Genomic DNA, 1,838 nt, shown 5'->3' on the forward strand with positions numbered 1-1,838 from the left:
GGGTTGGCCGCGGTGCCAAAGCCAGCTTCTGTGCCCTGCTCTATAAGCATCCCCTGTCACAAAATGGTCAGGAACGCCTACGCATCATGCGAGAAACCAATGACGGCTTTATGATTGCTGAAAAAGATCTGGAATTACGCGGTCCGGGAGAATTACTGGGAACCAAGCAGACAGGTGATATGGGCTTTCGGGTGGCCAAACTGGAGCGCGATGATCATCTGCTGGGTCAGGCACACTATGTGGCCCAGCAAATGCTGAAAGATTATCCAAAACAGGCAGCAGCCTTGCTCAAACGCTGGCTTCCCGAGGCACCGCGCTATGCCTATGTTTAATATACTGCAACAAGGCAAGCACTGGCTGAACCGTTTACAGCCCTGCCAGTTATGCCACACGGACCATCAGGCCCTGCATTCTGTCTGCCAGGATTGCTGGCAGCAGTTGCCGTGGGCTCATCAGACCATTCAACGTCAGGACATCCAGTTTCAGGTGGCCTGTGATTATGCCTATCCGATGGATCGCTTAATCCAGTTATTTAAATATGAGCAAAAGCTGCATCTGGAGCCGCTTTTGGCCGGTGCCCTGCTGAGTTTGAATTTCCCTAAAGTCAGTGCTGTGGTGCCGATGCCGATCTCTACAGAACGCCTGGTCGAACGCGGCTATAACCAGTCTTTATTACTGGCCAAGCAGGTGGCCCGACAACTCAATGTGCCGCTCTGGCAGCCTGTTCAGCGTATGAAACAGCATTCACAAAAAGGTTTAAGCCGTCTGGAACGCATGGAAGATATTGAAGCGCAGTTCCAAATCGCGACTTCTTCAACAATACGCTACCGGAAAGTCCTGATCATTGATGATGTCGTTACAACAGGCAGCTCGGTGCGTGCTTTAAGCCACAAACTCAAAGAGCTGGGGTGCCAGCATATTTATGCAGCCTGTCTGGCTGGCGCCAGAATGTAATCTCAATCACACGGATCCCAACAAATATTCTTTTACCCAAGGTATGACGATTTCTGTCGTCAACGGAGCCAACTGGACATCCTTCTGCCCCACATCTACCCATTTCATCTCAGCAATTTCAGCCTTAATATGTGGCTCAGTAGCCAGCTCAACCAGATAGACATAACTGATGAGCTGATGATCAGGCTCATTGGCGGCCAGTGTTTCAAAGCGTCCTATACATTGCTGTATTTGCGCCTGACAGCCAATTTCTTCCTGAATTTCCCGTAACAGGGTTTGTTCAGGCGCTTCATCCGGCTCCAGCTTTCCGCCCACCTGCATAAAATAGTCTGTCCCCTGCTTGCGAACCACCAGCAACTGCTGGCTTGAATTTAAAATGATAGCTGCTGCCACTGTAATTGTGTTCATGGATCTGATGCGAATCAAAGAAAGAGCTCTATTTTACAAGATCGGTTTGATCGACCATACCCCATTTTGCTTCAGGCGGCCGATAGCTTTCAAACTGCTCTAAAATATCCTCAAGATGATCACTGACAATTAACGCATCAGTAAAACGTGCCTTGGTAAATCCTTGCTCTGTGGTCATTCGGATAAACTTGAGCAGGTCGTCATAAAAACCATCTACATTTAAAAATGCACAGGGTTTCTGATGAATCCCCAGCTGTGCCCAGGTCCACTGCTCAAAGATTTCTTCCAGTGTGCCCGCACCGCCCGGAATGGCAATAAACCCCTGGGCCAGCTCAGACATTTTGGTTTTACGCTCATGCATGTTGTCTACCACAAACAGTTGGGTAATATCCGGATGCGCCAGCTCACGGTTGACCAGTGCCCGTGGAATGACACCTGTAACTTTACCGCCAGCAGCCAAGGCACTGTCTGCAACC

Annotated in this window: 3 protein-coding genes and 1 pseudogene; 2 read left to right on the forward strand and 2 right to left on the reverse strand. The window is 49.6% G+C overall.

Annotated elements, in window-relative coordinates; genetic code table 11:
* Positions 1-332, forward strand: a pseudogene (locus tag E2K52_RS14260) (ATP-dependent DNA helicase RecG); the annotation flags it as partial.
* On the forward strand, positions 319-954 hold the full coding sequence (locus tag E2K52_RS14265) for a ComF family protein (RefSeq protein ID WP_151205663.1): 636 nt from the start codon (positions 319-321) through the stop codon (positions 952-954). The pseudogene E2K52_RS14260 and the gene E2K52_RS14265, both read left to right, overlap by 14 nt.
* Before the next feature lie 6 nt (positions 955-960).
* Here E2K52_RS14265 and E2K52_RS14270 read toward each other — a convergent pair whose 3' ends face one another.
* Complete coding sequence (locus E2K52_RS14270) at positions 961-1,362, reverse strand: NUDIX hydrolase (protein WP_151205664.1); 402 nt, start codon at positions 1,360-1,362, stop codon at positions 961-963.
* Between the two features lie 28 nt (positions 1,363-1,390).
* The coding region (locus tag E2K52_RS14275) for a TIGR00730 family Rossman fold protein (protein WP_151205665.1) at positions 1,391-1,838 on the reverse strand (448 nt) is incomplete at its 5' end.

The organism is Acinetobacter sp. RF14B (genome assembly GCF_006864105.1).
In the GTDB taxonomy this organism is placed as follows: Bacteria; Pseudomonadota; Gammaproteobacteria; order Pseudomonadales; family Moraxellaceae; genus Acinetobacter; species Acinetobacter lwoffii_C.